This window comes from uncultured Anaerococcus sp. (assembly GCF_937934665.1).
Taxonomy (GTDB): Bacteria; Bacillota; Clostridia; order Tissierellales; family Peptoniphilaceae; genus Anaerococcus.
Genome location: NZ_CALGYW010000165.1, coordinates 1 through 7,800 on the forward strand (window position 1 = coordinate 1; position 7,800 = coordinate 7,800).

Genomic DNA, 7,800 nt, shown 5'->3' on the forward strand with positions numbered 1-7,800 from the left:
AGCATCGCCTTGCCAAGGCGAGGGTCGCGAGTTCGAATCTCGTCATCCGCTCCATATTTAGCTTGCTTGGCAAGCTTTTTTATTTATCTTTCATTTGACTAGTCTAATAAAATAAGATATACTTATATGGTAGATAAAATTAGGCGTCATTAGCTCAGCTGGATAGAGCGTCTGGCTACGGACCAGAAGGCCTGGGGTTCGAATCCTCAATGACGCGCCATTTAATTTAAGGAAGTATTTTTGATGCTTCTTTTTTATTCTTTTTTTTACTAATCTTGTATTCTTTATATAAACTTAATAATTTTCTCATTATTTATACAAAAATTGGGTATATATTATTAGACAGGAGGAGATATTATGAATAATAGATCTTATAAAAAATCTGGAGGGAAATTTTCATCTTTTGCTTCAGCTTTAATCGGAGCTCTTGTTGGTGGATTTATTGTATATTTTCTACTAAGCGGAGCGGGTACAAATAGTAAAGAAACAGTTAAGAATACAGAGAAAGTAGAAACAAGACAAGAAGATAGTAAACCAATAGAAATTAAGGAAAATGAGTCTATGGAGTCAATTGTTGTTAAAAAATCTATTGATTCGGTAGTTGGTATTAACACCATTTCTAAGGTTACCCGACAGTCATTTTTTGGACCTCAATCTGGATATGTAGAGGGTATAGGTTCAGGATCTGTAGTAAGCAAAGATGGCTACATTGTTACAAATTCACATGTTGTTAGCGATGGTGAGGCTAAGGAGATTAACGTCTTATTTAATAATGGTGAAACTGCTCCAGCTGAGCTAATTTGGAATGATGCTTCTTTAGATCTTGCTGTTATAAAAGTAGCAAGTGATAATAAGAACCTTAAAGCTATTGATATTGGTGATTCTGATGAGATCGGTGTTGGAGATAGGGTTGTTGCTATTGGAAACCCACTTGGCTTTGAGCTTCAATCTACAGTGACATCAGGTATTATTTCTGGTCTTAATAGGTCAGTTTCCTTTAATACGGGTGTTCAAATGGATGGCCTAATGCAGACGGACGCCGCAATTAACTCTGGAAACTCTGGTGGTGCACTTTTAAACTCTAAAGGAGAGTTGATAGGTATTAATACTGCCAAAGCTGGTAATAGCGATGGCATAGGTTTTGCCATTCCAATTAATACTGTAAAACCAGTAATAGATAAGATTAGAGAAAATGGTAAGTTTGATTCTGTCTACCTTGGAATAACTGGTCAGTCTCTTGATTATTTGAGACAACTACAATACCTAAAAGATAATATTAAAGCCCAGAGTGGTATATATGTAGTAAGCGTATTTACAGATGATAGTAATATCAAGGAAGGTGATATTATAAAGGAAATTGATGGTAAGGCTGTCAAAGATATGGGAGCCTTAAAGAAACTTCTTTTAGCTTATAATGTGGGTGATACTGTTAAGCTAACCATAGAAAGAGAAGGCAAAGATAAAGAAATCGACTTTAAATTTACAGTTGATTCGTCAAATGTAGATGAATACAAGTCTGCAAGGCCAAATGAATCTATGGAAAAAAGAGAAGAAAATTCAAATCCATTTTTTAATCTTCCATAGAATAATATGAGAGAGTGGCTACGGCTACTCTTTTTTTATAAAAAATGAAGCTAAGAATACTTTTTATTCCTAGCTTCAGCTTTTATTTAAAACTTATCGCCCTCGTTATAGACCATGTCCCAAAATTTAAGCTCGTAAATTAGGCAATTTTTGAATATATCTATCAAGATGTTCCTTTTAGTAGGGGTCATATCTAAGCCGATTTCATTAATCTCATCAACAGTACTATCAACGTATGATAAATAAACAGGGTCAAGATATCCTGTAATAAATTTACCGTAAATATCGTGGTTTTTAGCCTCAGGATTGACCTTGTCTATGTGCCTAAAAATATTTACATAGCCTAAATCACAAGCCATTAGGACCATCAAAATTTCTTCATAACCACCTATTAAAGATTGGGATATCCTATAATTTGAATAGGAAAGATTGGTTAGGTTTGATGGTCTTTTTTCTATTTCTTCGACATTGATATCAAAATCCTTCATTACACCACGATGGATTGCCATTTCATTTTCCATACAATTATCTAAAAGATATGAAAATTTACGAATAATATCCTTATCATTACTTTTTGTAATGCCTATGGCAAATATTTTTACATGGTCCCATAGATATATGTAGTCTTCTTCTAGGTAATATCTAAATTTGGAAATCTCCAAATCACCATTTATCAAACCCGAGATGAAAGGATGATTATAAAGCTTTTGCCATATGTCTTCAGTTTCTTTATATAAGTAATCTATAAATTTCATAACTCCTCCTATAGATAAATCATACCCTTGTACTTTATTTTTTTTATAAAACTAATATAATATTACTAACAATTAAATACTCCTTTTATATTCGGGGTGCCATGAGCTGAGATTATACCCGCTAACCTGATAAACTTAGTAGTTTCGTAGGGAAATAAAAAGCAATTATAACTCTTTTTTCGAATATAAGAAAAAGGAGTTTTTATTTGTAAAAAATATAAGGAGAATAAAATGAAGGCAAAATTTGATGGATACGCAAGTAAATATGATCAGTGGTTTATGGAGAATGAAAATATGTATTTAACAGAGCTGAATGTAGTAGAAATGGCTCTTAAGAGTGTAAATACAGAAAAATCACTATCTGTAGGCTGTGGTAGTGGTTTATTTGAAGTTTCTCTAAAAGATAGGGGAATTACTATCACTGATGGGCTAGAACCATCTGAAGATATGGCAGCTATTGCAGAAAAAAGAGGCCTAAATGTAATAATTGGAATAATAGAAGATGCTAAACTAGAAGAAGAATATTATGACTCTATCTACTTAAATGGCTCATCTACCTATATAGAAGATTTAGAAAGTGCCTATAAAACTGTCTACAAAGCCCTAAAACCAGGTGGACACATTGTAGTAATCGATGTACCAAAAGAAAGTTCTTTCGGCATTCTTTATCAATTTGCAGCCTATGCCAAAACCTTTGATCTGCCAAACTTTGAGGGTATCCTACCAAAATCACCATATCCAATCGAGCTTGTCACAAATACTGTTATGACAACTACACCAGAAAAGCGTGATATCTTAGAAAAGGTAGGATTTAAGAATTTTAAATTCTATCAGACACTTACAACAGACCCATCCTACTCTGATTGTTATGTAGAAGAAGCAGTAGAAGGATATGACAAGGGATCTTATGTTGCAATAGTTGGAGAAAAATAACCGCAGGCCAATAAAATAATTATAAGACAACATACAGGAAATTGAAGGCTTTAAGGCCTTCTTTTTTCAAAACAAAATCTATAAAAAAGATTAATTAAATTTGCTTTTGGGGTCAAGAAATAATGTTGACATGTGATAAAATAGCGTGTATAATAATGTGGTCAAGTAAAAATATTGACAGGTGATATTATGGAGAAAATAGTTAAAGTAGCCCAACTATACGATATGTATGGACAACTTCTAAATGAAAAGCAAAGAGATGTTATAAATTGCTATTATAACGAAGATTTATCCCTTCAAGAGATTGCTGATAATGACGGAAAGAGCAAACAGGCAATATCTGACATGATTAATAGAAGCGTGGATAAATTATTTGAGTTTGAAAATGAGCTTTCTTTACTAAAAAGCAAGACTGAACTTAAGGCTGCTCTTTTTGATATAAGAGAGCTGATTGAAAGTTCAAATAATGAAGAAGCAATAGATAAGTTAACAGAACTAATTGAAAAGATTTAGGAGCATATATGGTTTTTGAGAGCCTTTCGGATAGACTCCAAGAAGCCCTTGGAAAACTAACGGGAAAAGGAAAATTAAACGAAAAAGACATAGACACTGCTATGAGGGAGATAAGATTATCTTTACTTGAAGCAGATGTTAACTATAAGGTTGTAAAAGACTTTGTAAAAACTGTTAAGGAGAGATCCTTAGGCGCTGACGTGATGAATTCACTTTCTCCAGGACAGATGGTAGTTAAAATCGTAAATGAAGAATTAACCAGCCTTATGGGTAAGGAAAACTCAAAACTTGCCCTAAAAGGGAGCACACCTCATATGGTAATGATGGTAGGTCTTCAAGGTTCTGGTAAGACTACTCACTCTGGTAAACTTGTAAAAATGCTAAAAAAGGATAATAGAAATCCTATGTTAGCAGCCCTTGATATCTATAGACCTGCTGCTATTGAGCAGTTAAAGGTAGTAGGTAAACAAGCAGATACCTTTGTATTTGAAAAGGGCAAGGAAGATCCTGTAAAAATAGCCAAAGAGGCTAAGGATTATGCAAGAATTAATAATTATGACACAGTAATCCTAGATACAGCAGGTAGGCTTCAGATAGATACTGACCTAATGGATGAACTTAAGGCTATCAAAGAAGAAGTAAAACCTGATGAAATCCTCTTGGTTGTGGATGCTATGACAGGTCAAGAAGCGGTAAATGTAGCCAAATCCTTTGATGATTATCTAGATATAACAGGAGTAATCCTTACAAAACTAGATGGTGATGCAAGAGGTGGAGCGGCTTTATCAATAAGACAGGTCGTAGGCAAACCTATCAAATTTATAGGTGTAGGTGAAAAACTTGACGATTTAGAGCCTTTCTATCCAGACAGGATGGCAAGTAGAATCCTTGGAATGGGTGATGTACTTTCGCTAATAGAGAGGGCTGAGGAACAATTTTCCATAGAGAATGCTAAAGAACTTGAAGCAAAGATGAGGGAACAAACCTATAGTCTAGATGATTTTATGGAACAAATCCAACAGATAAAAAATATGGGACCCCTTGAAGACTTGCTAGCAATGATACCTGGAGTTAATTCAAAAATGCTAAAGGGTGTCAATGTGGATGATGCAGGCTTTGATAAGATAGAAGCCCTAATTAATTCCATGACTAAGGAAGAAAGAGACAAGCCTGAAATTATTGGCAAGAGCAGAAAAACTAGAATCACAAAAGGTTCTGGAGTAGATGTCCGTGAACTTAATAAGCTCTTAAAACAATTTAAAGAGCTTAAGAAAATGATGAAAAAAATGAACGGACTACAGAAAAAAGGAAAAAGAGGCAGAGGCTTTCCAAAGATGCCTTTCTTTTAGAAAATAAGGAGGAAAAAATGGCAGTAAAAATTAGATTGAAAAGATTAGGACAAAAGAAAAAACCATTCTACAGAGTGGTTGTAGCAGACTCTAGAAGAGCAAGAGACGGTAGATTTATCGAAGAGATAGGTTACTACAATCCAGTTTCTGAACCAAAAGTATTTAGAGTTGACAATGAAAAAGCTAAACAATGGATCAAAAACGGTGCTCAACCAACATCTATTGTAGAAAAGCTATTCAAAGACAACGATGTATTAGCTTAATTATGAAAGATTTAGTAGAATTAATCGTTAAAGAATTAGTAACAGATAAAGATGCTGTAGAAATTGTAGAAGATCGCGACGGAGGCGAGGTTAATATATTAATCAAGGTAGCCGAAGAAGATAAGGGTAGGGTAATAGGAGTTAGAGGCAATATTATAAACTCCATTAGAACTATCGCAAGAAGTGCAGCTATAAAGGAAAATGTTAAGGTAAACATAAAAATATGAGAATCTCAGTAGGAGAGATTGTAAAAGCCCAAGGAATAAGAGGAGAGGTAAAAGTAAGAAGCCTAAGTGATAATGAAGAGAGATTCAAAATTGGATCTCAACTTTTTATAGGAGATGAAATATTAACTATAAAAAGATCTTACAAGCAAAAATCTATGCTTGTTTTAGGCTTTGAAGAATACGATAATATCAACGACATCCTTAAATTTGTGGGCAAGGATTTAACCATAGACGAAAAAGATTTGGGAAAACTTAATGAAGATGAAATCTACATCAAAGACCTATACGGTCTAAAAGTCATCTGCGATGGGCAAAATGTAGGTGAAATAACTGATGTAATCTCAGGAGTATATCCAAATGATGTCTATGTTATAAAAACTGAAAGCGGGGAAGTGCTGCTTCCAGCCCTTAAAAATACAATCAAAAAAATTGATACTGATAAAAAAATAATTGAAGTAGAAAATTTTAGTGACTATGAATAAAGTAACACTCCTGACCCTATTTCCAGAATCCTTTGAATTTTTAAGGACCTACGGAGTAATAGGAAAGGCGATACAAAATAAAAAACTAGAACTTGAAATAGTGGACATGAGAGATTTTGCAAATAACAAGCACAATCACGTCGACGATACAGTATACGGTGGGGCAGCCGGTATGCTAATCAGACCTCAAGTAATATATGACGCCCTATTATCAGTCAAAACTGCTAAGTCTAAAGTAGCCTTTATGTCGGCTACAGGAAAAGTTTTAGATCAGAAGTTAGCAATCGACTTTGCAAGTATTGAACATTTGATAATAATATGCGGTCATTATGAGGGGATAGACGCAAGAATAACCAACCACTATGTAGACTATGAAATATCTATAGGGGACTATGTCCTAACAGGTGGAGAAATCCCAGCCATGGTCCTAATAGACTCTATGGCAAGGTTCATAGACGGAGTTGTAGGCAAGGAAGAGTCACTAGTAACAGATTCTCACTATAATATATTGTTGCAACAAGATGAATACACCAAGCCAAGAGTATTTAATGGCTACCATGTTCCAAGAGATCTGGTAAGTGGTGATCATAAAAAAATCGCAGCTTGGAATAAAAATAGTGCAATAGAAAAAACAAAAAGGGTAAGATACGACTTATACGAAAAGTACTTACGAGAGGAGAGCAAAGATGGATTTAATCAAAAAAATAGAAAATGAAAACCTACGTGAAGATAACTTTGACTTTAATGTAGGTGATACAGTAAGACTAAGCTACAGAATCAAAGAAGGCGACAAGACAAGACTTCAAGACTTTGAAGGAACAGTAATCTACATCAGTGAAGGTGGAGTAGGTAAGACCTTTACAGTAAGAAGAATCTCTTACGGTGTAGGAGTAGAAAGAACCTTCCTATATCACAACCCAAGAATAGAAAAATTAGTAGTAACTAGACGTGGTAAGGTAAGAAGAGCTAAACTACACTACCTAAGAGACCGTCAAGGTAAGGCTTCTAAAGTTAAAGAAAAAACAAATTATTAATGGTAGATAAAAACATCGTAAGCGATGTTTTTTTCGATTTTCACAATTTATCAAGGCACAAAGTGCCGCATTATAAATTGATGAAAAACCTTATGTAATTTTAAGCAAGCCCGCCCGGCTCTTGGAGGGCCCATGCGGAGCATCTCGCAGCGAAGCGAGAGAGTGAATGCGACGAAAAGGAGCAACCGTAATAAAAACTTTGCTATTAGAAGAAGGACTTTTATTATATATGCAATGGTCCTTTTTAATTTTAAATTTTTCTGATTTTTCAAAATACAACTAATTTTCCTGATAAAATGAGATTATTCCTTTATTATCCGCCTGATTTATGATATTATTAATAAAGATAAGTTTTTAAAGAGGCTCAAATGATAACTGAAAGAAAAGAATTTGGGAAACAGGTCCTAGAGATAAGGGAAAGAAAAGGTCTTAGGCAGTCTGATGTAGCAGAAATAGCAAGTCTGAGCCAAAGATCTATAGGAAGACTTGAAAGAGGAGAGATTGAATCCGCATCTGTAGATAGCTTAATAGAGTTGTCTAAAGCATATGGAATTGATGTTCTAAGTTTATATAAGAAATATATATATGGGAATTTGTGCATTTTAGAAGATATAAAAAAATCTCTAGGTATAAATGCCATATTTTTGCCTAGAGCAATTA

The 7,800-nt window shown here is 34.2% G+C and carries 11 protein-coding genes, 1 tRNA gene and 1 riboswitch; of the genes, 11 read left to right on the forward strand and 1 reads right to left on the reverse strand.

Annotated elements, in window-relative coordinates; translation table 11 throughout:
- The first annotated feature begins 143 nt into the window (after nt 1–143).
- Both Q0410_RS08435 and Q0410_RS08440 read left to right on the forward strand, forming a co-directional pair.
- Nucleotides 144–220 (forward strand) — tRNA-Arg (locus Q0410_RS08435).
- Nucleotides 221–357: 137 nt separating this feature from the next.
- A complete protein-coding gene (locus tag Q0410_RS08440; protein ID WP_299035656.1) occupies nt 358–1,584 on the forward strand; it encodes a S1C family serine protease in 1,227 nt (408 codons plus the stop codon).
- A gap of 86 nt (nt 1,585–1,670) precedes the next feature.
- Here the strand turns inward: Q0410_RS08440 and tenA are convergent, their stop codons facing one another.
- On the reverse strand, nt 1,671–2,339 hold the full coding sequence (gene tenA, locus Q0410_RS08445) for a thiaminase II (RefSeq protein ID WP_299035659.1): 669 nt from the start codon (nt 2,337–2,339) through the stop codon (nt 1,671–1,673).
- An 82-nt stretch (nt 2,340–2,421) separates the two neighbouring features.
- Nucleotides 2,422–2,509: riboswitch (TPP riboswitch) on the forward strand.
- 34 nt (nt 2,510–2,543) lie between these two features.
- Here tenA and Q0410_RS08450 point away from each other — a divergent pair.
- The 9 genes from Q0410_RS08450 to Q0410_RS08490 all read left to right on the forward strand — a co-directional run.
- Nucleotides 2,544–3,272 (forward strand): class I SAM-dependent methyltransferase, encoded by a 729-nt coding sequence (locus Q0410_RS08450; RefSeq protein WP_299035691.1) that lies wholly within the window; start codon nt 2,544–2,546, stop codon nt 3,270–3,272.
- A gap of 189 nt (nt 3,273–3,461) precedes the next feature.
- Nucleotides 3,462–3,785 carry a YlxM family DNA-binding protein gene (gene ylxM, locus Q0410_RS08455; RefSeq protein WP_299035662.1) on the forward strand — a complete coding sequence of 108 codons (324 nt, stop codon included), beginning with the start codon at nt 3,462–3,464 and terminating at the stop codon, nt 3,783–3,785.
- An 8-nt stretch (nt 3,786–3,793) separates the two neighbouring features.
- Nucleotides 3,794–5,134 carry a signal recognition particle protein gene (gene ffh / locus Q0410_RS08460; protein WP_299035665.1) on the forward strand — a complete coding sequence of 447 codons (1,341 nt, stop codon included), beginning with the start codon at nt 3,794–3,796 and terminating at the stop codon, nt 5,132–5,134.
- Between the two features lie 17 nt (nt 5,135–5,151).
- The gene (gene rpsP, locus Q0410_RS08465; RefSeq protein ID WP_004829684.1) at nt 5,152–5,397 is read left to right on the forward strand and encodes a 30S ribosomal protein S16; all 246 of its coding nucleotides are present in this window, start codon (nt 5,152–5,154) and stop codon (nt 5,395–5,397) included.
- A 2-nt stretch (nt 5,398–5,399) separates the two neighbouring features.
- Nucleotides 5,400–5,624: a KH domain-containing protein gene (locus Q0410_RS08470; protein ID WP_299035675.1), complete on the forward strand. Its 225-nt coding sequence runs from the start codon at nt 5,400–5,402 to the stop codon at nt 5,622–5,624.
- Nucleotides 5,621–6,106 carry a ribosome maturation factor RimM gene (gene rimM / locus Q0410_RS08475; RefSeq protein ID WP_299035678.1) on the forward strand — a complete coding sequence of 162 codons (486 nt, stop codon included), beginning with the start codon at nt 5,621–5,623 and terminating at the stop codon, nt 6,104–6,106. The genes Q0410_RS08470 and rimM overlap by 4 nt, the downstream gene beginning before the upstream one ends.
- Nucleotides 6,099–6,821 (forward strand): tRNA (guanosine(37)-N1)-methyltransferase TrmD, encoded by a 723-nt coding sequence (gene trmD, locus Q0410_RS08480; RefSeq protein WP_299035681.1) that lies wholly within the window; start codon nt 6,099–6,101, stop codon nt 6,819–6,821. Before rimM ends, trmD begins: the two co-directional genes overlap by 8 nt.
- A complete protein-coding gene (rplS, locus tag Q0410_RS08485; protein ID WP_299035684.1) occupies nt 6,793–7,140 on the forward strand; it encodes a 50S ribosomal protein L19 in 348 nt (115 codons plus the stop codon). Before trmD ends, rplS begins: the two co-directional genes overlap by 29 nt.
- A 368-nt stretch (nt 7,141–7,508) precedes the next feature.
- A partial coding sequence (locus Q0410_RS08490; protein ID WP_299035687.1) for a helix-turn-helix domain-containing protein occupies nt 7,509–7,800 on the forward strand: 292 nt, incomplete at its 3' end.